Raw genomic sequence first — 24,510 nt, forward strand, 5'->3', positions numbered from 1 at the left:
GGAATGTGGAGTAGCGAGCGGTGTTGGATTTAGCGGTGTATCTGGTATTGGGCGTGGCCCTCGGCACGGTCGGTGGCCTGTTTGGTATCGGCGGTGGGCTGATTGCGATCCCGGTCCTCGGCGTATGGTTCGGCCTGGACCAACAACTTGCCCAAGGCACGGCGCTGGTGATGGTGGTGCCGAACGTGATGCTGGCCCTGTGGCGTTACCACCAGCGCAATCGCATCGAACTGCGCCACGCCCTGCCGTTGGGCATCATGGGCTTCAGCTTTGCCTGGCTCGGCTCGATCTGGGCCGTGGGGCTGGATGCAGGCGCCATGCGCATCGGCTTTATCGTGTTCCTGCTGACGCTTTCGGCTTACAACCTGCTGCGCATGTTCACGCGCAATGCACCGCCGACGGCACACATGCGTTATTCCTGGCCCTGGCTTGGCGTGTTGGGCGCGGCGTCCGGTTCCATGGGCGGTTTGTTTGGGGTGGGCGGCGCGGTGGTGGCCACGCCGGTACTGACCAGTGTGTTCGGCACCACCCAGGTGGTCGCCCAGGGCTTGTCCCTGGCCTTGGCCCTGCCCAGTACCGGGGTGACCCTGGTCACCTATGCCTGGCACCACGAAGTGGACTGGCTGATCGGCATCCCCCTGGCTGTCGGTGGCCTGCTCAGTATCAGTTGGGGCGTGAAAGTCGCCCACGCCCTGCCGGAAAGGCTGTTGCGCGGCCTGTTCTGCGGCTTCCTGGTGCTGTGTGCGGTAATGCTGACCTTTAAAGTCTGAAGCCTTCGAGGATGTACTCCGCCAGGCAATCGGTGATCGGTGAGGCCATCAGGGGGTTACGCAGCAAACGCAGGTTCATTGACGGCAAGGGCGGTAGCCCTTCCTCGCTGCCGAGTATGCGCAGGTCTGCAGTCACCAGGCTTTCCATGCTGACCATGGCCGCCAAGCCCGCGCTGACGACTGCCTGGATCGCCGCCCCATTGGTGCTGTGATAGGCGAGGCGATAACTGCGCTCGACCGAATCCAGTGCCCCCAGGGCCCACTGGGTGTAAAGGCAGTCAGCACCGGAAATCGCCAGGGGCAGGGCGTCGTGCTCGTCTACGCAAAAGCACGGTGCTGCGGCCCATACCATGCGTTCGGAACGCAACAGTTCCCCGACATCATTCCCGGGCTCTCGGCTGATCACGGTCAGGGCCAGGTCCCGGCGCTGCATCAGCACCGTGGACGCCTCGCAGTGCATCTCAATCTGGATCAGCGGGTACGCCTTGGAAAACCGTTGGAGAATCCCCGGCAGGAAGCGCATCACGTAGTCATCCGGTGTACCGATGCGTACCAGCCCCACCATATGCGGCTCACGCAGGGTGTTGAACACTTCACTGTGCAATTTCAGGATGCGCCGCGCATAGCCCAGCAGCACTTGGCCCTCGGGGGTAAGCCGCACTTGCCGGCCATCGCGCTCGAACAGTTTGCGCTGCAGCACGTCTTCCTCCAGGCGCTTCATCTGCATGCTCACCGCCGATTGGGTGCGGTTGACCCGTTCACCGGCGCGGGTGAAACCGCCTTGGTCGGCGATGGCGACGAAAGTGCGCAGTACCTCAGTGTCGATGCTCGGGTAGCCGGACAATTGATCAATCTCCGAGATGTATTGCATAAGAAACATTCGTTGGATTGATCTTAAGGCCAGGCACACACTCGCGTCATCCCCATTGGAGGGCGAGAAGATGAAAGGTCAAAGAGGCTTTGTGTTGATGGCAAAACGTCCGTTTTCCGGGCTGTTTCACAGGATTGCCCGTTGGCAGGCGCTGCATGGGGAACGCCAGGTCCTGGCCAGCTTGAGCGATGATGCGCTCAAGGACATCGGGCTCAATCGCGGCGACGTTGAGCAGGATCGCCATCTGCATTTCTGGCAAGACCCGCTGCGAAAATGACCCCGGATGCAGTAGGGTGGTTGGCGAGCCCACATGGAGAACCTCATGGCCGCCGACCTGTCTTTTTCCCTCAAGCAAGCTCGGCGCATGGCGCTGGCGGCCCAGGGATTTTCCGGGCGCCAGGCGCCCGTACTGATAAAAGCTGCGCACATCAACCGCGTGATCGAGCGCTTGGGCGTGTTGCAGATTGACTCGGTCAATGCGCTGGTGCGCTCTCATTACTTGCCGCTGTTTTCCCGCTTGGGCGGTTACTCGCCGTTGATGCTTGAACAGGCGGCCTGGAGCCAGGGCCGGCGGCGTTCGCTGTTTGAGTATTGGGGGCACGAGGCCTCGTTGCTGCCGATGGCGTTGTATCCCTTGATGCGTTGGCGTATGGAGCGGGCGCAGCAGGGACGGGGCATCTATTCGCAGATGGCGCGCTTCGGTCGTGAGCAACAGGCCACGATCCAGCGCGTTTTGCAGACTGTCGAACAGCAGGGCGCGCTGGGCGCGGGCAGTTTGTCGACCCGCGAAGAGCGAGCCGGACCCTGGTGGGACTGGAGCGATGAAAAGCACGCGCTTGAGTGGCTGTTCGCCGCCGGCCTGGTGACCGTTGCCGGCAGGCGTGGTTTCGAGCGGCTGTATGACTTGCCCGAGCGCGTCATCCCGGCTGACATCCTCCAGCAGACGCCATTGACCGAGGCCGAGGCCCAGCGTGGCCTGTTGCTGCACAGCGCCACCGCCTTGGGTGTAGGCACCGAAAAAGACCTGCGCGACTACTTCCGCCTTGACCCCGTCGACAGTCGCAGTCGCCTGGCGGAATTGGTCGAGGACGGGCAATTGCAGGTGTGCCAGGTGCAAGGCTGGAAGCAGGCAGCATACTGCCTGCCCGGGCCAAAAGTGCCACGCAAGGTGTCGGCCAGCGCACTGCTGTCGCCCTTCGACTCGCTGGTCTGGGAGCGCAGCCGCACCGAGCGCCTGTTCGATTTCCGCTACCGCCTGGAGATCTACACCCCGCAACACAAACGGGTGTACGGCTACTACGTGCTGCCGTTTTTGCACAACGAGCGGATCGCTGCACGTATCGACCTGCGGGCCGAACGCGCCAACGGGCGCCTGGCCGTGCATGGGGTGCACGAAGAGGAGCCGGGGCTGGATGATGAGGGAATGCAGGCGCTGGCCCTGAACCTGCGGCAAATGGCCGACTGGCTGGGGCTGGAACAGGTCCAGCTCAATTGCCAGCGGCCGAGTGCCGACCGGCTGCGGTTTGCCATGCTGCACGTGTAGGAGGAAGGTACTTTCGTGGCGAGCGGGCTTGCCACAACAAGCCCTATTTTCCAAACGTCTGCTAGCGTTTGACCTGCTTCAAGGTCTCGGCAATCAGGAACGCCAACTCCAGCGACTGATCGGCATTCATCCGTGGGTCGCAGTGGGTGTGGTAGCGGTCCGACAAGCCATCTTCGGTGATCGGCCGTGCGCCGCCGATGCACTCGGTGACGTTCTGCCCGGTCATCTCGATATGAATCCCGCCGGCATACGTGCCCTCGGCCTGGTGCACCTGGAAGAACTCCTTGACCTCGCCGAGGATCTGCGCAAAGTCGCGGGTCTTGTAGCCGCTGCTGGCCTTGATGGTGTTGCCGTGCATCGGGTCGGAGCTCCACAGCACCTGCTTGCCTTCGCGCTGCACCGCGCGAATCAGCTTGGGCAGGTGGTCGCCGACTTTGCCTGCACCCATGCGCGCGATCAGGTTGAGGCGGCCGGGGTCGTTGTCGGGGTTGAGGATGTCGATCAGGCGGATCAGGTCATCGGGGTTCATGCTCGGGCCGACCTTCACGCCGATCGGGTTGTTCACCCCGCGCAGGAATTCGACATGGGCGCCATCCAACTGACGGGTGCGGTCGCCGATCCACAGCATGTGGGCCGAGCAGTCGTAGTAGTCGTTGGTCAGACTGTCGCGGCGCACGAAGGCTTGTTCGTAGTTGAGCAGCAGCGCTTCATGGGCTGTGAAAAAGCTGGTTTCGCGCAACTGCGGCGAACTGTCCATGCCGCAGGCGCGCATGAACGCCAGGGTTTCGTCGATGCGGTCGGCCAACTGGCTGTATTTTTCGGCCAGGGCGGAGTTGGCGATAAAGTCCAGGTTCCACTTGTGCACCTGGTGCAGGTCGGCAAAACCGCCCTGGGCAAAGGCGCGCAGCAGGTTGAGGGTGGCGGTGGACTGGTGGTAGGACTGCAGCAGGCGGTCCGGGTCCGGCACGCGGCTTTTTTCGTCGAAGCCGATGCCGTTGACGATGTCACCACGGTAGGCGGGCAGGGTGATGCCGTCGAGGGTCTCATCGTTGGCCGAGCGCGGCTTGGCGAACTGGCCGGCCATGCGCCCGACTTTCACCACCGGGCAGCCGGCGGCGAAGGTCATCACGATGGCCATCTGCAGCAGCACCTTGAAGGTGTCGCGGATTTTTGCGGCGGAGAACTCGGCAAAGCTCTCGGCGCAGTCGCCACCTTGCAGCAGGAACGCGCGACCCTGGGTCACCTCGGCAAACTGACGGCGCAACTCGCGGGCTTCCCCGGCAAACACCAGCGGCGGATAGCTGGCCAGGCTCTGCTCCACTTGCAACAAGTGCGCAGCGTCCGGGTACTGGGGTTGTTGCTGGATTGGCAGGGCGCGCCAGCTGTCGGGGCTCCAGGGTTGGCTCATCATGAACTCGATTGGGTGGTTGACGGTCGGGCGCCAATGTTATCAGCAATTAGTGCGTGACCTGTTGCCGCCGGTTGGCCGACAATCGCGCCTTTGCCGTGGGGTAACCCCTTTAGGAGTAGTGATGAGCGAGGAGCGTGTCGAGCGCCTGCTGGCCGAAGTCCATGATGATTTCGGCATGATTCGTGTGCTCGAGGTGGCCGATTACCGGTTTCTCGAGTTTGGCGACGCCATCGAGCAAAGCTGCGTGTTCACCGCTGACCCGAGCTGGCTGGAGTACGACTACACCCGCGCGATGCTGATCGGCGCGTTGTGCCATGAGCAGCCGGAGAGCGCACTGTTCCTCGGCCTGGGAGCTGGCACCTTGACCCAGGCCTGCCTCAAGTTCCTGCCGCTGGAGGATGTCGAAGCCATCGAGCTGCGCCCCGATGTGCCGCGCCTGGCCATCGAATACCTGGGGCTGGATGATGATCCGCGCCTGTATATCCGCATCGGCGACGCCTTGGAACTGTTGGAGAGCGCTGAATCGGCGGACCTGATTTTCGTCGACCTCTACACGGATGTCGGTCCCGGCGTCGGACACCTGGCCTGGACCTTCCTGGAAAACTGCCAGAAGAAACTCAACCCCGGCGGTTGGCTGGTGATCAACCAGTGGGCCACCGACGATGGCAAACCCTTGGGCGCGGCGCTGCTGCGTGGTTTGTACCACCGGCATTATTGGGAACTGCCGGTGAAGGAGGGCAATGTGATCCTGTTGGTGCCTTCGGAGCTGGACCAGGCGCTGGATATGGAGGCGCTTTCTGCTCGGGCTGAGTTGTTGGCGCCGCGTCTGGGTTACTCGTTGCAGGCGTTGATCAAGGCGATTCGTCCGGCTACATAAGCTAGATGCCCTTGAACACCCCCGGCCGCTTCTCGACCATCGCCCGCACGCCTTCCTTGGCATCCTCGCTGTTCAGCAATTTATCCACCATCGGCGGCAGCGCGGCGGCGGCAACGGTTTCGCCTTCCATGTGTGCCAGGCGGGCCGACATCAAGGTGGCCTGGACGCCAAGCGGCGCCTGGCGCGCGATGCGGCTGGCGAGTTCGATGGCGCGGGGCAGCAGGTCTTCACTGGCCATGACTTCCTGCACCAGGCCCAGGCGCAGGGCTTCATGGGCGTCGAACTCATCGCCGGTGAGCAGCCAGCGCATGGCGTTGCCCCAGCCGGCGATCTGATGAAAGCGCAATGTCGCGCCTCCAAACGGAAAAATCCCACGTTGCACTTCCATCTGCGCAAAGCGGGTATTGCTCGCGCACAGGTTGATATCCGCCGCGAGCATCAACTCGATACCGATGGTCAGGCAGTAGCCCTGGGCCGCGACGATCACCGGTTTGCTGACCCTGGGGCCGGCGAAAACGCCCCAGGGATCGCAACCGCCCAGGGGCGGTTGCCAGCCTCCAGCCATCACGGCGCTGACATTGGCCAGGTCCAGGCCGGCGGTGAAGTGGTCACCGTGGGCAAATACTACGGCCACCCGTGCTTCGTCATTTCGATCAAATTCGCCATAAGCCAGGCTCAGTTCATTGAGCAGGTCCAGGTCAAAGGCGTTGCGCTTGGCGACCCGATCCAGTCCCAACAGCAGGACATGGCCCTGGAGTTCACGGCTGACGCGGCTGCTGCTGGCTTGATTCATCGGGTGTGCCCTCGGGCGCAATGAAGGGTTTCAGACCAAAGGGTCTCGATGCAAGGTGAACCGTTTAAGCGTTATGACCAGCAGGGCCGGGCCTTTGAAAAATAGACCCTGCCGCGCTTATCTGCAAAGACTGTGATGCAGCGCGGTTTATCGGCGCCTGGCGATAAAAAAAGCTCCCTTTTTCAGGTATTTCCGGTATAGTGCGCGCCGGCCTTTAACCGGGCCGCGTTTAGGTAGCGCAATTCCCCGAAGTCAGCTTCGGCTGCACGTCCGCACAGCGGACTCTCCCTTGACGAATCTTTTTCATTCATTCGTTTTCGCAAATCCCCGCCGACAAAGCAGCCAGGGCGACTCTTGAGTCTCAACACGGCATGCGCAGCTTTGGAGCATGGGTCTTTGCGGATGCACTTAGAGGCAGACCCATGACCCAGGAAACCGGCGGCTTCGCCGCTTTTAATCTTAACCCGAACATTCTCGCTGCCGTCATCGCGACCGGCTACGAAGAACCTTCGGCGATTCAGCAGCAATCGATCCCGATCATCATGGCCGGCCAGGACATGATTGGCCAGGCGCAAACCGGTACCGGTAAAACCGCCGCGTTCGCCCTGCCTATCCTGCACTGCATCGATCCTGCCAAGCGCGAGCCGCAAGCCCTGATCCTGGCGCCAACGCGTGAGTTGGCGCTGCAAGTAGCAACCGCTTTTGAAACCTACGCCAAGCAAATGCCAGGCGTTACCGTTGTTGCCGTCTACGGCGGCGCGCCGATGGGCCCGCAACTGAAGGCCATCCGTAATGGCGCTCAGATCGTCGTGGCCACCCCGGGCCGTCTGTGCGACCACCTGCGTCGCGACGAGAAAGTCCTGTCGACCGTGAACCACCTGGTTCTGGACGAAGCCGACGAAATGTTGAAGCTGGGCTTCATGGATGACCTGGAAGTCATCTTCAAGGCACTGCCTCCGACCCGTCAGACCGTCCTGTTCTCGGCCACTCTGCCACAGTCGATCCGTGCCATTGCCGAACGCCACCTGCGCGATCCGCAACACGTGAAGATCCAGACCAAGACTCAGACCGTTACCGCGATCGAACAGGCTCACCTGTTGGTTCACGCTGACCAGAAGACCTCGGCTGTATTGAGCCTGCTGGAAGTCGAAGACTTCGACGCCCTGATCATGTTCGTGCGTACCAAGCAAGCGACCCTGGACCTGGCCAGTGCCCTGGAAGCCAAAGGCTACAAAGCCGCTGCGCTGAACGGTGACATCGCCCAGAACCAACGTGAGCGCGTGATCGACTCCCTCAAGGATGGCCGTCTGGACATCGTTGTGGCGACCGACGTAGCGGCTCGTGGTCTCGACGTTCCGCGTATCACCCACGTGTTCAACGTTGACATGCCTTACGATCCGGAATCCTACGTTCACCGTATCGGCCGTACCGGCCGTGCCGGTCGCGAAGGTCGTGCACTGCTGCTGGTGACGCCACGTGAGCGCCGCATGCTGCAAGTGATCGAGCGTGTAACCGGTCAGAAAGTCGCCGAAGTCCGCCTGCCGGATGCCCAGGCCGTTCTCGATGCCCGCATCAAGAAACTGACCAACAGCCTGTCGCCGCTGGTGGCTGACGCTGAATCGACCCACGGCGACCTGCTGGACCGCCTGACCGCCGATATCGGTTGCACCCCGCGTGCCCTGGCTGCAGCCCTGCTGCGCAAGGCTACCAACGGTCAGGCCCTGACCCTGGCGGCCATCGAGAAAGAGCGCCCACTGGTGCCGAACAACGCGCCACGCGGTGATCGTCCAGAGCGTACCGGCGACCGTCCGGACCGTGGTGATCGTGAGCGTCGCGCTCCGGTTCCATTGGCAGAAGGCCGTGCCCGTTGCCGTACCGCGCTGGGCGCACGTGATGGTATCGCTGCCAAGAACCTGCTGGGCGCTATCCTCAACGAGGGTGGCCTGGCACGTGAAGCCATCGGTCGCATCCAGGTCCGTGACAGCTTCTCCCTGGTGGAGCTGCCGGAAGACGGTCTGGAAAAACTGCTGACCAAGCTGAAAGACACCCGCGTTGCCGGCAAGCAATTGAAGCTGCGTCGCTACCGCGAAGATTGATCCGCCCTTGGGCTGATTGATCGCACATAAAAAATCCCCGACTGGTTCGGGGATTTTTTTTGTCCGCTGTTAACCGAAGCGGTAGATGTCCATACCCAGCGCGCCCATGGTGAACCCCTGGTGTGCAACGCTGAAGTCACCCCCGGCGCCGCGCGCAAAGTACAGCGGCAACAAATGTTCATCGCTGGGATGGCTGCGCACGGCGTGGGGCGCCTGGCGACGGTAATCATGCAAGGCCGCCTCGTCGTTGGCGGCGAGTGTCTCCACCATCCAGTCACGGAAGTCGCGTGCCCAAGGCTCGATACTCTCAGGTCCGGCCTGCCAGTTCAGCTCCCCCAGGTTATGGGTGATGCTGCCGGAGCCGATCAACAGCACGCCCCGTTCGCGCAAGCTGGCCAAGGCATGCCCGATGCGGGTTTGCAGGGCAGGGCCCATGTGGCTGGGCAAGGAGACTTGCACCACTGGAATATCCGCTGCCGGGTACATCAGCGAGAGCGGCACCCAGGTGCCATGGTCAAACGGGCGGCGCTCATCGATTCGCGCCTGCAAGCCGTCGGCATGAAGCAGTTCGACAATTTCGCCGGCCAATTGCGGGTCGCCCGGTGCCGGGTACTGCACGGCGAACAGCTCCCGGGGGAAACCGCCGAAGTCGTGCCAGGTCTCGGGCGCGGCACTGCCGCTGACCAGCAGTTCCTGGCTTTCCCAATGTGCCGACACCACCACAATTGCCTTCGGCCGCGGCAGTTCAGCGGCCAGGCGCTGCAGGGCGGGGCCGCTGGCGCCGGGTTGCAGGGCAAGCATGGGCGATCCGTGGGAGATAAACAGGCTGGGCAACATAAGGAAGGTCCTGAGGTTTAACATGGGCCCATCTTCAATCAGATCATTGATCTAAATCTAATATAAGTTTTAGCGCTTTTTGATCGAATTTTCGGAGGTGATTCCATGGAGCCCAAATTTTGGCAGGAGCGCTGGGCGCGCAATCAGATTGGCTTTCACCTGCCCGAGGTCAATCCTTACCTGCTGCGGTATTGGCCTGTGCTTGGCCTTGCCCAGGGCGCCAAGGTGCTGGTGCCGCTGTGTGGTAAAAGCCTGGACCTGATGTGGCTGGCCAGCAACGGCTATCACGTATTCGGCGTTGAGCTGTCGGAGCAGGCGGTAGAAGCCTTTTTCAGCGAGCAGAACCTGACGCCGCGCATCACTCGGCACGGCGTGTTCAAGGTGTACCAGGCTGATTTGATCGAAATATGGTGCGGCGATTTCTTTGCCTTGGATGCCGGGGCACTGGCTGACTGCACGGCGCTCTACGACCGTGCCGCACTGATCGCCCTGCCGCCGCTGATGCGCGCGCAGTACGCCGAGCAGTTGAACAGCCTGTTGCGGCCAGGCTGCCAGGGACTGCTGATCACCCTGGACTACGACCAGACGCAAAAAGCCGGCCCGCCCTTTGCGGTGCCGGATGATGAGGTGAAGGTGCTGCTGGGTTTGCAGTGGCGCCTGGAGGTGCTCGAAGCCCAGGATATCCTGGGTGAGAGCTGGAAGTTCGTGCAGGACGGTGTCACGTGTCTTGAAGAGCGCGTTTATCGGCTCACCAAGGGGTAAAACCCGCGCACAAAAAAGGGGCGATCCAATCGCCCCTTTTGCATTACCGGGTATCAGCCCCGACGACGCAGCGCGTCGATACGCTCTTCCAGCGGCGGGTGGCTCATGAACATGCGAGCCAGGCCCTGCTTGACACCACCGTTGATGCCAAAGGCGGTCAGGCTGTCGGGCATATGCACCGGCAGGCCCTGTTCGGAGCGCAGGCGCTGCAGCGCACTGATCATTGCACTGGTGCCAGCCAGGCGCGCGCCGGCTTCGTCTGCACGGAACTCTCGTTTGCGCGAGAACCACATCACAATCGCGCTGGCCAGGAAACCCAGCACCACTTCGGCAAAGATGGTCGCTACGAAGTAGGCGATCCCGCGGCCGCCTTCGTTCTTGAAGATCACCTTGTCGACAAAGTTGCCGATGATCCGCGCAAAGAACATCACGAAGGTGTTCACCACGCCCTGCACCAGCGCAAGGGTAATCATGTCGCCGTTGGCTACGTGGCCGATCTCGTGCGCGAGGACCGCCTTCACCTCATCGGGTGAAAAGCGCTCGAGCAGCCCTTGGCTGACCGCCACGAGGGCGTCGTTCTTGTTCCAGCCCGTCGCAAAGGCGTTGGCCTCGTAGGCAGGGAAAATCCCGACCTCGGGCATTTTTATACCTGCTTCCTGAGACAACTGCTCCACGGTCTGCATCAGCCATTGTTCATGGCGGGTGCGTGGTTGAGTGATGATCTGGGTGCTGGTGCTCATCTTCGCCATCCACTTGGAGATGAACAGCGAGAACAGCGAACCGGCAAAACCAAAGACCGCACAGAAAATCAGCAGCTGATTGAGGTTCAGATCAACCCCGTTGGCCGCCATGAACCCGTTGAAGCCGAAAAGGCTCAGGGTGATGCTGGCAATCAGCACGACCGCCAGGTTGGTAGCCAAGAACAGCAGGATGCGCATCATGGTTGTAGAGTTCTCCTCATGCTTAATATGTCGCGTACTGCGGGGTATATAAGGTGCGGCTTGGGGTGATTCAACCGAGCGACTATTTCAAACTGTGTCCTACAGCCTGAATGTAGAGCCTTGAAGGGATTTTCCGATGATGAATACTACCCGTGAAAAGCTATTTTTTGCCTTACGGGCCCGTAACTACAGGGGCTTGTGGATGTAGAAACGCAAATGCAGTACGGGGAATGTGCATAGCCAGAGAAGTGTTGCCAGATAATCGCTGTACGACCGAATGCCGGTCGTACAGCGCCACGTCGGTTACTGGCGATAGGACTTGAGGAAATTGCCGATACGGCCAATGGCCATGTCCAGGTCATCCACGCGGGGCAGGGTCACCACTCGGAAGTGATCCGGCCACGGCCAGTTGAACGCCGTGCCCTGGACCACCAGCAGCTTTTCCGAGAGCAGCAGGTCGAGCACGAATTTCTCGTCGTTGAGGATCGGGCAGACCTTCGGGTCGATCCTCGGGAAGGCGTACAGCGCGCCCATGGGCTTGACGCAGCTCACGCCCGGGATTGCATTGAGCAGCTCCCAGGTACGGTTGCGCTGTTCCAGCAGGCGGCCCTGGGGCAGGATCAGGTCATTGATGCTCTGGTAGCCGCCGAGGGCGGTCTGGATTGCGTGCTGGCTCGGCACGTTGGCGCACAGGCGCATGTTGGCCAGCATGTCGATGCCTTCGATGTAGCTCTGGGCATTGTGCTTGGGCCCGGAAATCGCGATCCAGCCGGAGCGGAAGCCCGCCACGCGGTAGGACTTGGAGAGGCCGTTGAAGGTCAGGCACAGCAGGTCCGGCGCCAGGGAACCGGTGCAGATATGCACCGCATCGTCGTAGAGGATCTTGTCGTAGATCTCGTCGGAGAACACCACCAGGTTGTGCTGGCGTGCCAGCTCGAGCATGCCCAGCAGCACTTCCCTGGAGTACACCGCACCGGTGGGGTTGTTCGGGTTGATGATCACCAGGGCCTTGGTGTTCGGCGTGATCTTGGCCTTGATGTCGGCCAGGTCCGGGAACCAGTCGGCGCCCTCGTCGCACAGGTAATGCACCGGGTGGCCGCCGGCCAGGGTCACGGCGGCGGTCCACAGTGGGTAGTCGGGTGCTGGCACCAGCACTTCGTCGCCGTTGTTGAGCAGGGCCTGCATGGACATCACGATCAGCTCGGACACGCCATTACCCAGGTAGATGTCTTCGATGCCGACGCCTTCGACCTGCTTCTGCTGGTAGTACTGCATCACGGCCTTGCGCGCGCTGAACAGGCCCTTGGAGTCGCTGTAGCCCTGGGCGGTGGGCAGGTTGCGGATCACATCCTGGAGGATTTCATCCGGCGCTTCGAAACCAAAGGGCGCCGGGTTGCCGATGTTCAGCTTGAGGATGCGATGGCCTTCCTCTTCCAGGCGCTTGGCGTGCTTGAGCACCGGGCCGCGAATGTCGTAGCAGACGTTGGCGAGCTTGTTCGATTTGCTGACCTGCATGGCGATGTGATCCTGAAAATGAACGATCCAGACGGTGTGGGCACTACCGTACTGTGAATGCTGCAAGGCCCGCACCCATAAATACGTTTGAATGCCGGTAGCGCGGGTGCCAGACTGGCGTTTTGAAGAGGCGCAATCATACGTGCCGCCTGATCCATGGAAAAGATACAGATCAGGCTTTTTCAGTTGCCGAGGTGTACCGATGGAAAAGTTGCAGAAAACCGTTGAAGAATGGAAGGCAATGCTCGATCCGGAGCAGTACAACGTGTGCCGTCTCAAGGGCACCGAGCGTCCTTTCAGCGGCAAGTACAATGAGACCCGGACCGATGGCGTGTATCACTGCATCTGCTGCAATGCGCCACTGTTCGATTCGACCACCAAGTTTGACTCCGGCTGCGGCTGGCCGAGTTTCTACGCGCCGATCGCCGACAGCGCAATGATCGAGATCCGTGACGTCAGCCACGGCATGATCCGCACCGAAGTCACCTGCGCCCAATGCGATGCGCATCTGGGCCATGTGTTCCCGGACGGTCCGCCGCCGACGGGGCTGCGGTATTGCATCAACTCGGTGTGCCTGGATCTTGTGCCCCGTTAACTCGACTGGCGTCGGGCCCCTTTAGAAGCGAGCTTGCTCGCGAAAGTCGTCAACGATTACACGGGCATTCTGGTTCAGCCCGGTGTCCTTGAGTTTTTCGCGAGCAAGCTCGCTCCTACAGAGTGTTGATGAGGTGTCATCAGTGCGGTCAATTAAATTGCACGCAATTGAATTGCCTACTATGTTTCATCCTCTTTCTCCCTTATCGAGGCACTGCCATGAGCAACAACCTGCTGAGCATCCCTTGCACCACCATCAAGGGTGAGCAAAAGACCTTGGCCGATTTCGCCGGCAAGGCCGTCCTCGTGGTCAACACCGCCAGCAAATGCGGCTTCACCCCGCAGTACAAGGGCCTGGAGCAACTCTGGCAGCAGTACAAGGACCAGGGCCTGATGGTATTGGGCTTTCCTTGCAACCAGTTCGGCAAGCAGGAGCCCGGTGACGAAGGGGCGATTTCCGAATTCTGCGAGCTGAACTTCGGTGTCAGCTTCCCGTTGTTCAAGAAGATCGACGTCAATGGCAGCGATGCCCATCCACTGTTCGTGCAACTGAAAAAACAGGCACCGGGCCTGCTGGGGTCCAAGGGCATCAAGTGGAACTTCACCAAGTTCCTCATCGGCCGCGACGGCCAGGTGGTCAAGCGCTTCGGTCCTGCCACCAAGCCGCAGGACTTGACCCAAGAGATCGAAGCCTTGCTCAAATGACCGACCTGCCCAGCGTGTCCCTGGCCCTGGACAACCAGCTGTGTTTCAAGCTCTACGCTGCGTCACGCGCTGTCACCCGTGCCTATAAGCCGATGCTCGACCAGTTGGGTCTGACCTACCCGCAATATGTGGTGATGCTGGTGTTGTGGGAGTGGCACGCCACGCCTGCGCTGCAGCCGACGGTCAAGGCCCTGGGGGAGCGCCTGATGCTCGACTCGGGCACGCTGACGCCGCTGCTCAAGCGCCTTGAACAGCTTGAGTTAGTGACGCGTCGGCGCAGTGCCAGGGATGAGCGTGAAGTGCACTTGAGCCTGACCGAGGCCGGTGTGCAACTGCGGGACCAGGCCCATGGCCTGAAGACCCGCCTGTTGTGTGATCGCGGCATCGACCTGAATCAGGCCGATGCCTTGCGCGATGGTCTCGACCAGTTGCTTGCGCAGCTTAAAGACTTGTCGTCCCAGGCACCCACAAGTCCAGCAGGGCATTGAGTTCTTCGCGGCGGAACGGCTTGGCCAGGTAATCATTCATCCCCGCCGCACGGCAGCGCTCGCGCTCTTCGGACAGGGCATTGGCGGTCAACGCGACAATCGGCAGGTCCGGCCAGCGTCCGCTGCGCCGAATCTGCCGGCTGGCCTCATAGCCATCCATCACCGGCATGTTGCAGTCCATCAGCACCATATCGAAGCGTTGTTCTTCAAGAAACGTGAGCGCTTCGCCACCGTGGGCAGCCACGATCACTTCGCAGCCCAGTTTGCTGAGCATGCCCTTGGCCACCAGTTGGTTGACCGGGTTGTCCTCCACCAGCAGGATGCGCGCCCGATGTGCGAGCGGTGCGGCATCCAGTTGGACGGGGTCAAGCACCAGGTGCGCGTCGGTGCGCAAGTTGCGTTGCAGGATCTGGTACAGCGCGTTGCGGCTCAAGGGGCGTGCCTGTTGGTGCAACGGCGCCAGTGCCGCCACTTCTTCGCTGGGCATGAAGTTGCCATAGGCGGTCACCAGCAGGATGGGCGCGGTGATGCCCGGCCGTATGCGGAACAGGCATTCCGGGCAGTCGGTAATCAGCAGGTCGGGGGTTTGCCCGCTCAAATCGTCATCCATGGTGAAACAACGCAGGGACAGTCCCCAGCAGGGCAGCAGGGCCGTGAGCAACTCTGTCAGGCCGCTGCCGGCGTTGGTGATGGCGATGACCTCGCCTTTGAGAGGCGCTGGCTGCACCGCGGGCAAATGGGCCGGCAGTGGCAGGTCTGCGCAGAACTGGCTGCCAAAGCCCACTTCCGAGCTGATACTCAAGCGCCCCTTCATCGCTTCGCACAGGTTGTGCGTCAGTGCCAGGCCCAGGCCCGTCCCGCCATACTGGCGAGTGATGCCGGCGCCGGCCTGGGTGAACGGTTGGAAGATTTTCACCTGCGCTTCCTGCGCAATGCCGATGCCGGTATCGCAGACTTCAATGCGTACGCCGCCGTCGTGGGTACGCAGGCGCACATCAACCCGACCAAAGCGGGTGAACTTCAAGGCGTTGGAGAGCAAGTTGCTGACAATCTGCCGCACACGGGTCGGGTCACCGAGCACCTGGGCCGGGAACTGCGGGTCGATCAGGCAGCTCAGCTCCACGCTCGGTGCGGCGTTCTGCGATAACAGGTTGGCGGTGTCTTCCACCAGCGCGCCGAGGTCGAAGGGGATGCGCTCCAGCTCCAACTGGCCGGCGTCGAACTTGGACAGGTCGAGAATATCGTTGAGCAGTTCCACCAGCACTTTGCCGGAGTCATGGGCGATAGACAGTTGCTGGCGTTGTTCGGCGTTCAACGGGCTGTCCAGCGACAGTGCGATCATGCCCAGCAGGCCGTTGAGCGGGGTGCGGATTTCGTGGCTCATGTTCGCCAGGAAGGCCGCCCGGGCCTGGGCCATGCCCAATGCATGCATCTTGGCGGCTTCCAGCTCATCGTTGGACTGGGTCAGCCGCTGGTTGCTGGCCTTGAGTTCAAGGGTGCGCGCGGACACGATATGTTCCAGTTGCCCCAGGTATTCGGTCAGCCGATCCTCGGCGTGGCGGCGCTGCTGGATTTCGGTTTCCATGTTTTCGAATTGCTGGTTGGCGACGTCCACCAGCACCCCGATTTCATCGTGCTCATGCCCCGGCGGGCAGTCCAGGCGTGCCTGCTTGCGGGTGCTCAGCTCACGAATAATGCGCACCAGCGGTTGGGTCAGCATGACGTAGAACAGGCCCAGCAGAATCCCGGTCAGCAACAGGCTGCGTGCGAACCCGTTGAGCAGGGTGATCTCGGCGCGGCGCAGGAACCGGCTGCCAAAAGCGTAGGTGTCGACTCCCAGGCGCAGTACGCCAAGTGACTCGTTGGGCATGTGGCTCAGGAACAGTTGATCTTCGAACTGGCGGTTGGCGCCAAACATGAAGTCACTGATAGGGCGGTAGGTGCTTTCCTTGCGTGGCCGGTCGACATCGGCCAGCACCACGCCATTGTTGTCGATCAACTGCGCGCGAATGATGGCGGGGGAGTGCAGCAGGCCCAGGGTCAGTTCCTGGGCCAGTTCGGCATCGATGTTGTAGGCGATACGTGACGCGGGGTTATGGCTGATTTCGATCAGCGAACGTATTTCGCGGTTGATGGATGCGTCTTCGCTGGCATAATCAATGCCGATTTGGATCAGGCTGAGCAAGGTTCCCAAGACGAAACCGACCAGCACCGTCAATCTGGCTTGTTTATAAGACAAGCGGTGGGCGAACTTGATATCCATTGAGTGTTGAACCACTTCACGTTTCCCTTCGCCCGGCAAGCATAGCTGAACATCCACACGCCCAGGCCTGCCCGGCATGAATCGTTTTTTACGCAGCCCCAAGCGGTCTGTCGCAGGGTTGCCAATACGCCATCTTTTGCAAGAACTTGCCAGAGGAATAATCGTGGATTCTCGATTGAGTGCCTTTCTGGAGCGAGCCGATGCCGTGCTCGCCCGCCTGGAACCCTTGTTGCCCGCGCCGCGCCAAACCATCGACTGGAACCAGTGCCTGGCCGCCCGTTGGCAGCGCGAGGGCCGCAGTGGCTTCCTGTTGCCGCTGGACGTGAGCCTGGACATGCGCTTGTCCGACCTGATCGGCGTGGACAAGCAACGTGAAACCCTGGCGCGCAACACCCAGCAGTTCCTGGATGGCCTGCCTGCCAACCATGCGTTGCTGTGGGGTTCGCGGGGCACCGGTAAATCGTCCATGGTGCGCGCTTTGCTCGCTCAACACGCCAAGGCCGGTCTGCGCCTGATCGAAATCGAGCGTGACCACTTGGCCGACCTGCCGCGTGTGGTCGAGCAATTGCTCAAGTTGCCGCAACGTTTCATCCTGTTCTGCGACGACTTGTCGTTCGAAGCCGGCGAAGGCGACTATCGGGTACTCAAGAGCGTGCTGGATGGCTCCCTGGAACAGGCCCCTGAAAACGTGCTGCTGTATGCCACGTCCAACCGCCGCCACCTGGTGCCGGAAAACCAGAGCGACAACGATAACTGGAAGCGCGTGGACGGTGAGTTGCACCCAAGCGAGGCGGTGGAAGACAAGATTGCCTTGTCCGACCGCTTTGGCTTGTGGCTGTCGTTCTACCCGTTCACCCAGGAACATTTCCTGGACGTGGTCGAGCACTGGATCGGTGAGCTGGCGAACAAGGCGGGTTTGCAGTGGCAGCGCGATGAGGACCTCGACATTCTTGCCGTGCGCTGGGCCACCGGGCGCGGCAACCGCAACGGTCGTTGCGCGTATCAATTCGCCCGTTACTGGGTGGGTCTTAAATTGCTGGAGCGTCAACCATGATCGATTTACAACAAGCCGGCGCCGGCCTCGGTGGCTATGCCCTGCTGAGTGCCCAGCTGGAGTCGCTGCTGGCCGATGAGCGTGATTTCATCGCCAACAGCGCCCAGTTTTCGGCTTTCCTGTTCAGCCAGCTGGATGACCTGAACTGGGCGGGCTTTTACCTCAACCGCAATGAAGAGCTGGTGCTTGGCCCGTTCCAGGGGCAGATCGCCTGTGTGCGTATTCCGTTCGGCCGTGGGGTGTGCGGCGCGGCCGCGGCCTCGCGGCAAACCCAGCGCGTAGACGATGTGCACGCGTTCCCCGGGCATATCGCCTGTGACAGCGCGTCCAACAGCGAACTGGTGGTGCCACTGGTCAAGGACGGCGCATTGATTGGTGTCCTTGACCTCGATAGCCCGTCGTTGGCCCGCTTTACCCCCCAGGATCAGGCCGGTATCGAACAGCTGGCGGCGATTTTCCTGCGTTTGACCGACTGCTGATCGAAATAGGGGGCGCAGCCCCGCCCCTTATCGGCCATCCAGTTCGTCAAGCCGCACTTGCAGCATCCTCTCCAACTCCAGCATCAGCTTCTCCAGGGATTTCACACCCGCTTCGATCAGGGGCCGATCATCGCCCCGGGCACAGGCCTGTTCGACGGCTTCGCATTGCGAGGCCAGCGCAGAGGCTTGAACGATGCGCGCGGCCCCCTTGATCTTGTGAGCCTGTTCGATGATCTCTTCGGGCAAGGCCTGCGCAGCGATCAGTGCAACCAACTCCTGGCGATCCTGGCGACTGCTGCTCAGCAACTCCTCCAGCAAGAGGCGGCTCATGTGTGGATCGCCACCGGTAAGGGCCTCGAAGTTGCCGATGTCCAGGGTCATGCCGCTGGGTTGAGGACTGATCTTCGCCAGTTGCAGCTCCAGCGCCGTAAGGTTGATGGGTTTGAACAGGCAGTCATTCATGCCCGCCTGCGCACAGCGTTGTTTCTCTTCGGGCTGGGCATTGGCGGTAAAACCCAGTACCACGCAAGGCGTCAGTTGTTCGCGCTCCTCGTATTCGCGGATCGAACGACTCAGTTCGTAGCCATTCATGATCGGCATGTTGCAATCGGCGATCACCAGGTCAAAGTGCTCCTGGCGCCAGGCCTGGAAGCCGGAGGCGCCGTTCTGGGCGGCGGTGTACTGATGGCCCAGGTAGCCGAGCTGCTGGCACATCAACAGGCGATTCGCCGGATGATCGTCCACCACCAGCACATTGAGCACCGGCACGTTCGAGGTCTCGGCGGGCTTGAGTTCTTCGGCCACCTGCAGCGCCTGCAGGCGATTCATCTTCAGGCTCACATGCACCTGGGTGCCCACCATGGGCACGCTGCTCAGGCTCAGTTGCCCGCCCATCATCGCGCACAGGCTGCGACAGATCACCAGCCCGAGGCCCGCACCGCTCCTGGCCAGCTGTCCTGAGTTGTCCGCCTGGGCAAAGGGTTCGAACAGGCGCATCTGGTCGTCCCGGCTGATACCGATGCCGGTGTCCTCCACCACCAGTTTCATCTCGACCTGCTGCGGCAGTTCGGTGGCCGATACTTCCACCTTGATCTTTACCTGGCCACGTTCGGTGAACTTGATGGCGTTGCTGATCAGGTTGGACAGCACCTGCTTGAAGCGCAGCGGGTCGATCAGCACTTCGGTGTGCTCCAGATCAGGCGTGAACTCCAGCAACAGGCTAAGGGTCTTCTGGCGTGCCAGGCCGTCGAAGACACGCACCACCGACTCGATCACCTCCCTCAGGTTGACGCGTTCCGGTGCCAGGCTGAGGCGCCCGGATTCAATCCGCGCGATGTCCAGGATGTCGCCGATAAGCTCCAGCAGATCCTTGGCCGAGTTGTAGGCGACTTCGATGGCCGGGCGGTCGAGGTGGCCCTGGTCCGCCCGCTTGAGGGTCAGCTCGAGCATGCCGATCACCGCGTTCATCGGCGTGCGGATTTCGTGGCTCATGGTGGCGAGGAACGTGCTCTTGGCCCGATTGGCTTCGTCGGCTCGCTCCTTGGCGGTGCGGAGTTCGTCGAACAACTGGCGTCGTTCACTGATATCGATCCAGCCACCGATGATGCCCTGGACTTCACCGACGGAGTCGCGGTACGGCAGGATCCAGTGGTAGATCGTCAGTTTTTTTCCGCGAATATGCAGGGTGCGGTCCAGGATCAGCGGGTTGCCCTCGGCCACCACGCGCTGATAGTCGGCATGGTATTGCGCCGCCTCGACTGCAAGGGCTGTACTGATCTGGACCGCGCTTTTACCTATCACGTCCTCGCGCTTGACGTCGAACGCCTGCAGGTAACTGTCGTTGCAGGTCTGCAGCAGCCCCTTGTTGTCACGCACGTAGATCGGGTGCGGGGTTTCATTGACCAGGGCGCGCATGAACTCGAACTGATCATTGAGGGCGCGCTCGGCCATTTTCCGGTGCTTGATCTGGCGGCGCATGTACGCGTTCCAGCTCAGGGAAATCAGCAGCAGCAGGCCGGTCCCGATGACGATGCGCGCAATCAGTTGGTGATAGTCGCGCCAGTAACTGTCCGAGGCCGCGGTATAACCGCGCCAACGACTGTTGATCACGCCGAGTTCGTCCGGGGCGATGCTGAGCAACGCCTTGTCGAGAATCGAGCTGAGCTCGGTGGCGCTGCGGGACGTCGCCAGCCCGAAGGTGGCCGGCATCGTGCCGATGCTGAAGCTGATTTGGATCTTGTCCTGGAGTATCTGCGAGGACAGGAAGTAATTGGCGACCACCAGGGTATTCACCGCGCCCTCTACATGGCCTTGTACCAGCAGTTCGGCTGACTTGAACGTGTCGCCGGTATCTACCAGCTGAATCTTTGGGAAGTGCTCACGCAGGAATTTTTTCAGCGGACTGCCCTGCGTGATCGCCAGGCGCTTGCCCTCCATTTCCTCAAGGCCTGTGGGGGCCTGGCCGTCCTTGCGTGTCAGCATCACGTAGGAGTTTTCCAGGTAGGGACGACTGAAGTTCAGTTGGGCTTCTCGCTCGACGCTGGGGATGATTGCGCCGACGATGTCCGCTTTGCCGCTCTCTACATGCTCGATCATGGTGTTCACATCACGCCCGCGCTGGATCTCGAAGCGCAGCCCGGTGCGCAGGCGAATCAGTTCCAGCAGGTCGGCGGTAATGCCGCGAAAATTGCCATCGGCGTCGAAGAAGGTCAGCGGCGCAAAGGTAGGGTTCACGATCACTTTGACGACCGGGTTTTCCCTCAGCCAACGTTCTTCGCGAAGGGTCAGTTGCAGCTTTTGGTCGGTCAGGAGGATGTCGCTGCCAGCACTCCAGCGTTTGGCAATGGTTTCCCGTTCGGCAGCGGGCACGGCCCTCAGGACGGCGTCGACGATGCTCAACAGCGTCTGCTGTTCCTGGGGCATGGCAAAGCTGAATCCATAGGCTTCATGTTTGCCGAAGTTCGCCATGCGAATGTTTTTCAGGTAACCCTTGTTGATCATGTAGTGGGTGGAAATGGTATCGCCGAGAAAGACGTCTGCCTGGTCGAAGGCCACTGCATTCAAGGCGTTTTGATAAGAAGGATAGGCACGGATGATTGCCTTGGGGTAGAGCCTTTCCACTTCGTGCAGTGGCAGATAGTGATAGACCAGTGCCAGGCGCATGCCGGCCAGCCCATCAGCCAGGCTGCGGGTTTCGCCTTCGCGGGTCACCAGCACTGGCCGGTCCACGGCGTACGGCTCCGACAGGGTCAGGTTGGGATTTGCCGCTTCAAAGCTGTTGGAGGAACCCAGTAAATCGATTTCACCCGCTTCGAGGGCATGAATGGCGGCCTCTCGGGAGGGGTAGCGCAACACTTTTACCGGTACGTCCAGCGCCATTGCCAGCAAGCCGGCGTAGTCGGCGGTGAGTCCCTCATAGTCACGCCCGCTGGAGGTGAGGTCAAAAGGCGGGTAGTCAGGAAACGCCGCGCCCAGTACCAGTTCGCGTTTGTTCTGGAGCCATTGGCGCTGGGCCTTGTTCAGGTAGGGTTCCAGCTGCACGGAGCTCGCACGACTCAAAAGGTTGAAATGCTCCGGGCTTGCTGGAGGGGTGGCAGGCACGGCGGTGCTGAAGCACAAACCGGCACTCAATATAATCAAATAGTCCTTTATACGCCTGGGCATCCGGTTTCTCACACTAGCGCGTTCCGTTTTGCCATCTCGATAAGTTCTACCAAGGACTTGGCTTGAAGTTTCTGCATCAGTCTCTTTTTATAAGTACTTACTGTTTTATTGCTCAGGAACATACCTTTGGCTATTTCCTTGTTGGTGCGGCCTTGTGCAAAAAGTTGCAGTACCATCAACTCCCGGTCGTTAACCGCCTTGAACAGTTCAAGTTCCTTGCAGGCCTCATCGTTGGGGTTCAAGGCTTGGCTGGGGAAGTAGTTATAACCGGACAGTACAGCGCGGATGGCGCTCATCAGTTCGCTCAGGTCACCTTCCTTGCACACGTAGCCATCGGCTCCCGAACGCATGCAACGCGTGGCAAACAGGGTGGGGGATTGAGCCGTCAGCACCAGGGTTTTCATCGACGCGTTCATGGCGTTGAATCGGCAAAGCACTTCCAGTCCGTCGAGTTTTGGAATGCTGATGTCGAGGATGATCAGGTCCGGCATGCATTCGCGGACCATTTGTATGGCGTCGCATCCGTTATCCGTTTCGCCGACTACTTTGAAGTTTTCTTCATGTTCCAACAACATTCGTATGGCAAGTCTTATCACCGGATGGTCGTCAATAATAAAAACTGTATTCATGATCATATTCCATGCAAGTACAAATAAAGCGGGCACATTAGCTCAGAAGCCGATGGGTAAGCATGAACTTGGGGGGTGGCAGGTATAAAACAGGAAAGTTCCTACATTAAAAAAGGTAAAAGCCTACCTGTCTCTAAGGAGCTGTAACGCAAGAGGCCAAGGTTCCGCAGGGGCATGGGCCGAAGGAACATGGCAAGGACTTTACGGTGGTTATGCGCGATTTTTCCGACCGGTCGATCTGTTTAAAGTCCTACATTTATAACGTGAGTAATGTATGGGTCAAATGTTCAAGCTCATCTTTATTCAACGGCTTTGGCAAGTAGCCGAGCAAGGGCAGGCCACGTTTGAGGGCCTGGGTTTGCAACGCTGAAAGTTCTGCCTCGGGAAGTCCGCTGAGCAGGATGGCGGCCTTGATAAAGCATTGGCGACTGGCGATTTCAATCAATTCAAGCCCGGGCAGGTCGGGCAGGCACTGGTCACAGAGGATGATGTCGAAGGGCGCCTCGGCCTGGGTCATCAAACGGATCGCCTGCTCGGCGTTTTCGGCCGGGGCCAGGTGCTCGAAGCCGAAGCTTCTCAGCAGGCATTGGGTGGCGAGGAGCTGAAAGGGATGGTCCTCCACCAACAGGATCCGAAAGGGGTAGTGGGGCATAGAAGGCACACGGTGAGTCAAGCGTCGATAGGGGGCACGTAGGAACTGTTCGCCAGACCTGCCCGGAGCGTGCGCGATTATTCTTCGGGCGCTTGTGCGAATTCGATCAGGCCGCTCTGTTCCCATCGTAGGCAGATTCTGTTCAGTGAACAGGCGGCGTGATCAGCCAGGTTATTGAGGGCTGGAGCGCCCGGTCATCTCCCGTGCCATCTCGGTGGCATAGCTGTCGGTCATGCCGGCGATGAAGTCGATCATGCGCAGGAACGACCTGTGCAGCGGCCACGCAGGGTCCGGCGCGTTGTTGCCCAGCAGGTCGAGAATGCGCCGGTTCTTGAACGACGGCGTGCGTCCGCCGTGCTGCTCCAGGGCCGCGCCGCAGAAGGCGTTCAACAGGATTTCCAGGGTGGTGTAGGCGCCGATCTCGTGGAGGGTCTTGCGCTTGTCCTGGAAGATTTTCTTGCGCGCCATGTCCTTGGCATCCAGCACGCAGCGTTTGGCGGGGCCGTGCATGTGCTCCACCAGGTCGCCGGGCAGGGTGCCGGCAAGCAAGGCCTCCTGTTGTTCGACGAAGGCGCGCGCCGCGGCGTTGGTCAAGTGCTCGATGGCCTTGCCGCGCAGGATCGCCAGCTTGCGTCGGCGCGAGTCCTGGGCGCCCAGTTGCCGGTAGGTCTGCGGCAGGTCGTCGCCCACCAGGTCGAGCAGCAGTGACTCGACTTCGGTGTACTCCAGCAGGTCCATTTCCAGGCCGTCCTCCAGGTCGATCAAGGCGTAGCAGATGTCGTCTGCCGCCTCCATCAGATAGACCAGTGGATGGCGAGCCCAGCGTTGTTCCTCGAGTTGCGGCAGGCCGAGCTTGCCGGCGATCTGTTCGAGGATCGGCAGTTCGCTCTGGTAGCAGCCGAACTTGTGTTTCTTGTAACCCAGGGAGTCGGCGTGGCGGGCGGTCCAGGGGTACTTGAGGTACGTGCCCAAGGTCGCGTAGGTCAGGCGCGTGCCGCCGTCGAACTGGTGGTATTCCAGTTGGGTCAGTACCCGGAAGCCTTGGGCATTGCCTTCGAAGTTGAGGAAGTCATTGCGCTCGGCGCTGCTCATGTCGTCCAGCCAGCCGCGCCCCGCTGCCTGCTGGAACCAGTGGCGGATGGCGTCTTCGCCGGAATGCCCGAACGGCGGGTTGCCGATGTCATGGGCCAGGCAGGCCGATTGCACCACCATGCCCAGGTCGCTCGGGTCGCACCAGTCGGGCAGGGCGCTGCGCAGGGTTTCGCCCACGCGCATGCCGAGGGAGCGGCCTACGCAACTGACTTCCAGGGAGTGGGTCAGGCGTGTATGGATATGGTCGTTGCTGGACACCGGGTGCACTTGGGTCTTGCGGCCCAGGCGGCGAAACGCGCCGGAGAAGATAATGCGGTCATGGTCTTTGTGAAACGGGCTGCGGCCGAGTTCTTCCGGGCTGTGCAGGGGTTTTCCAAGGCGTTCGCGGGTAAGCAGGGTGGGCCAATCCAAGGCGGGTACTCTCCGTACGGTGAATGACCCGCCCAGCTTCCCGGTTCCGCCTTGGCGGGGCAAG

22 protein-coding genes are annotated in these 24,510 nt (G+C 60.8%); 11 read left to right on the forward strand and 11 right to left on the reverse strand.

All coding sequences use genetic code 11. The features are described from left to right. Positions 1 to 20 precede the first annotated feature (20 nt). On the forward strand, positions 21 to 770 hold the full coding sequence (locus C8K58_RS24295; RefSeq protein WP_027606990.1) for a sulfite exporter TauE/SafE family protein: 750 nt from the start codon (positions 21 to 23) through the stop codon (positions 768 to 770). Here C8K58_RS24295 and C8K58_RS24300 read toward each other — a convergent pair. Further along, the gene (locus tag C8K58_RS24300) at positions 760 to 1,641 is read right to left on the reverse strand and encodes a LysR family transcriptional regulator (RefSeq protein ID WP_065924438.1); all 882 of its coding nucleotides are present in this window, start codon (positions 1,639 to 1,641) and stop codon (positions 760 to 762) included. The genes C8K58_RS24295 and C8K58_RS24300 overlap by 11 nt on opposite strands. A gap of 70 nt (positions 1,642 to 1,711) precedes the next feature. Here C8K58_RS24300 and C8K58_RS24305 point away from each other — a divergent pair, with 70 nt between their 5' ends. Then, complete coding sequence (locus C8K58_RS24305) at positions 1,712 to 1,918, forward strand: DUF1127 domain-containing protein (RefSeq protein WP_065924439.1); 207 nt, start codon at positions 1,712 to 1,714, stop codon at positions 1,916 to 1,918. Positions 1,919 to 1,963: 45 nt separating this feature from the next. After that, a complete protein-coding gene (locus C8K58_RS24310; RefSeq protein WP_098480040.1) occupies positions 1,964 to 3,184 on the forward strand; it encodes a winged helix-turn-helix domain-containing protein in 1,221 nt (406 codons plus the stop codon). Positions 3,185 to 3,245: 61 nt separating this feature from the next. On the opposite strand, the gene C8K58_RS24315 is transcribed toward C8K58_RS24310, so the two are convergent. Continuing rightward, the gene (locus C8K58_RS24315; protein WP_027606994.1) at positions 3,246 to 4,592 is read right to left on the reverse strand and encodes a class II 3-deoxy-7-phosphoheptulonate synthase; all 1,347 of its coding nucleotides are present in this window, start codon (positions 4,590 to 4,592) and stop codon (positions 3,246 to 3,248) included. Between the two features lie 124 nt (positions 4,593 to 4,716). On the opposite strand from C8K58_RS24315, the gene C8K58_RS24320 reads away from it, so the two are divergent. Continuing rightward, complete coding sequence (locus C8K58_RS24320) at positions 4,717 to 5,472, forward strand: spermidine synthase (RefSeq protein ID WP_027606995.1); 756 nt, start codon at positions 4,717 to 4,719, stop codon at positions 5,470 to 5,472. A gap of 1 nt (position 5,473) precedes the next feature. Here C8K58_RS24320 and C8K58_RS24325 read toward each other — a convergent pair whose 3' ends face one another. After that, positions 5,474 to 6,265, reverse strand: coding sequence for a crotonase/enoyl-CoA hydratase family protein (locus C8K58_RS24325; RefSeq protein ID WP_065924442.1), 792 nt, complete (start codon positions 6,263 to 6,265; stop codon positions 5,474 to 5,476). Between the two features lie 422 nt (positions 6,266 to 6,687). On the opposite strand from C8K58_RS24325, the gene C8K58_RS24335 reads away from it, so the two are divergent. Beyond that, on the forward strand, positions 6,688 to 8,361 hold the full coding sequence (locus C8K58_RS24335) for a DEAD/DEAH box helicase (protein ID WP_027606997.1): 1,674 nt from the start codon (positions 6,688 to 6,690) through the stop codon (positions 8,359 to 8,361). A 69-nt stretch (positions 8,362 to 8,430) separates the two neighbouring features. On the opposite strand, the gene C8K58_RS24340 is transcribed toward C8K58_RS24335, so the two are convergent. Next, complete coding sequence (locus C8K58_RS24340; protein WP_098480041.1) at positions 8,431 to 9,198, reverse strand: class III extradiol ring-cleavage dioxygenase; 768 nt, start codon at positions 9,196 to 9,198, stop codon at positions 8,431 to 8,433. A gap of 105 nt (positions 9,199 to 9,303) precedes the next feature. On the opposite strand from C8K58_RS24340, the gene C8K58_RS24345 reads away from it, so the two are divergent. Next, positions 9,304 to 9,960: a thiopurine S-methyltransferase gene (locus C8K58_RS24345; RefSeq protein ID WP_027606999.1), complete on the forward strand. Its 657-nt coding sequence runs from the start codon at positions 9,304 to 9,306 to the stop codon at positions 9,958 to 9,960. Positions 9,961 to 10,013: 53 nt separating this feature from the next. Here the strand turns inward: C8K58_RS24345 and htpX are convergent, their stop codons facing one another. Together htpX and C8K58_RS24355 are read right to left on the reverse strand one after the other, a co-directional pair. Beyond that, positions 10,014 to 10,901 (reverse strand): protease HtpX, encoded by an 888-nt coding sequence (htpX, locus tag C8K58_RS24350; protein WP_027607000.1) that lies wholly within the window; start codon positions 10,899 to 10,901, stop codon positions 10,014 to 10,016. Between the two features lie 303 nt (positions 10,902 to 11,204). Then, positions 11,205 to 12,416 carry a pyridoxal phosphate-dependent aminotransferase gene (locus C8K58_RS24355; RefSeq protein ID WP_065924445.1) on the reverse strand — a complete coding sequence of 404 codons (1,212 nt, stop codon included), beginning with the start codon at positions 12,414 to 12,416 and terminating at the stop codon, positions 11,205 to 11,207. 202 nt (positions 12,417 to 12,618) lie between these two features. Here C8K58_RS24355 and msrB point away from each other — a divergent pair, with 202 nt between their 5' ends. The 3 genes from msrB (at position 12,619) to C8K58_RS24370 (ending at position 14,203) form a co-directional block, all read left to right on the forward strand. Then, entirely contained in the window at positions 12,619 to 13,011 is a 393-nt protein-coding gene (gene msrB, locus C8K58_RS24360) for a peptide-methionine (R)-S-oxide reductase MsrB (protein WP_092358497.1), read from the forward strand. A gap of 218 nt (positions 13,012 to 13,229) precedes the next feature. Next, positions 13,230 to 13,715, forward strand: coding sequence for a glutathione peroxidase (locus tag C8K58_RS24365; protein ID WP_098480042.1), 486 nt, complete (start codon positions 13,230 to 13,232; stop codon positions 13,713 to 13,715). Further along, entirely contained in the window at positions 13,712 to 14,203 is a 492-nt protein-coding gene (locus tag C8K58_RS24370) for a MarR family winged helix-turn-helix transcriptional regulator (protein WP_027607004.1), read from the forward strand. The genes C8K58_RS24365 and C8K58_RS24370 overlap by 4 nt, the downstream gene beginning before the upstream one ends. Here C8K58_RS24370 and C8K58_RS24375 read toward each other — a convergent pair. Then, positions 14,157 to 16,466, reverse strand: coding sequence for a response regulator (locus C8K58_RS24375; protein ID WP_108574500.1), 2,310 nt, complete (start codon positions 16,464 to 16,466; stop codon positions 14,157 to 14,159). The two genes, C8K58_RS24370 and C8K58_RS24375, sit on opposite strands and share 47 nt — an antisense overlap. Positions 16,467 to 16,629: 163 nt before the next feature. Here C8K58_RS24375 and C8K58_RS24380 point away from each other — a divergent pair, with 163 nt between their 5' ends. Together C8K58_RS24380 and C8K58_RS24385 are read left to right on the forward strand one after the other, a co-directional pair. Next, the gene (locus tag C8K58_RS24380; protein WP_027607006.1) at positions 16,630 to 17,520 is read left to right on the forward strand and encodes an ATP-binding protein; all 891 of its coding nucleotides are present in this window, start codon (positions 16,630 to 16,632) and stop codon (positions 17,518 to 17,520) included. Further along, a complete protein-coding gene (locus C8K58_RS24385) occupies positions 17,517 to 17,999 on the forward strand; it encodes a GAF domain-containing protein (RefSeq protein ID WP_092358501.1) in 483 nt (160 codons plus the stop codon). Before C8K58_RS24380 ends, C8K58_RS24385 begins: the two co-directional genes overlap by 4 nt. Before the next feature lie 27 nt (positions 18,000 to 18,026). Here C8K58_RS24385 and C8K58_RS24390 read toward each other — a convergent pair whose 3' ends face one another. The 4 genes from C8K58_RS24390 to C8K58_RS24405 all read right to left on the reverse strand — a co-directional run bounded on the left by C8K58_RS24390 (position 18,027) and on the right by C8K58_RS24405 (position 24,446). Next, complete coding sequence (locus C8K58_RS24390) at positions 18,027 to 21,662, reverse strand: transporter substrate-binding domain-containing protein (protein WP_092358503.1); 3,636 nt, start codon at positions 21,660 to 21,662, stop codon at positions 18,027 to 18,029. A gap of 8 nt (positions 21,663 to 21,670) precedes the next feature. Further along, positions 21,671 to 22,291 carry a response regulator transcription factor gene (locus C8K58_RS24395; protein WP_027607009.1) on the reverse strand — a complete coding sequence of 207 codons (621 nt, stop codon included), beginning with the start codon at positions 22,289 to 22,291 and terminating at the stop codon, positions 21,671 to 21,673. Between the two features lie 256 nt (positions 22,292 to 22,547). Continuing rightward, positions 22,548 to 22,943 carry a response regulator gene (locus C8K58_RS24400; protein ID WP_027607010.1) on the reverse strand — a complete coding sequence of 132 codons (396 nt, stop codon included), beginning with the start codon at positions 22,941 to 22,943 and terminating at the stop codon, positions 22,548 to 22,550. A 171-nt stretch (positions 22,944 to 23,114) separates the two neighbouring features. After that, the gene (locus C8K58_RS24405) at positions 23,115 to 24,446 is read right to left on the reverse strand and encodes a deoxyguanosinetriphosphate triphosphohydrolase (RefSeq protein ID WP_027607011.1); all 1,332 of its coding nucleotides are present in this window, start codon (positions 24,444 to 24,446) and stop codon (positions 23,115 to 23,117) included. Between the last annotated feature and the right edge of the window lie 64 nt (positions 24,447 to 24,510).

Source organism: Pseudomonas sp. GV047 (genome assembly GCF_003058245.1).
GTDB lineage: Bacteria > Pseudomonadota > Gammaproteobacteria > Pseudomonadales > Pseudomonadaceae > Aquipseudomonas > Aquipseudomonas marginalis.